1 pseudogene is annotated in these 278 nt (G+C 48.9%); it reads left to right on the top strand.

Annotated elements, in window-relative coordinates:
* Positions 1–55: 55 nt before the first annotated feature.
* Positions 56–278 (top strand): annotated as a pseudogene (locus LKX83_RS32490) (TRAP transporter substrate-binding protein); the annotation flags it as partial.

The raw sequence follows: 278 nt of genomic DNA, 5'->3' as shown, positions 1-278 counted from the left end.
AAAAAAGTGGACAAAAAATCTTACTATCGGATTAGCGCTTCCGGCCTTGCTGCTGATGGGCTGTGGTACCAGCGGCAGCAGCACAAGTACAGGGGGCGGCGCTCCGAAGGAGAAGACAGAAGCGGCCAGCGGAATTAAAGAACGCAAAATTAAAGCAGGCATTGGCTTAAATGAAGATCATCCGCAAGGACAGGGGTTAATTAAGTTTAAAGAACTTGTGGAGGAAAAAAGCGGCGGCAAAATGAAGGTGCAGAACTTCTACAGCGCTACGCTAGGTG

The organism is Cohnella baijiui (genome assembly GCF_020731285.1).
In the GTDB taxonomy this organism is placed as follows: domain Bacteria; phylum Bacillota; class Bacilli; order Paenibacillales; family Paenibacillaceae; genus Cohnella.
The sequence above is the reverse complement of the archived record's forward strand: the minus strand, read 5'-3'. Positions and strand labels throughout refer to the sequence as shown.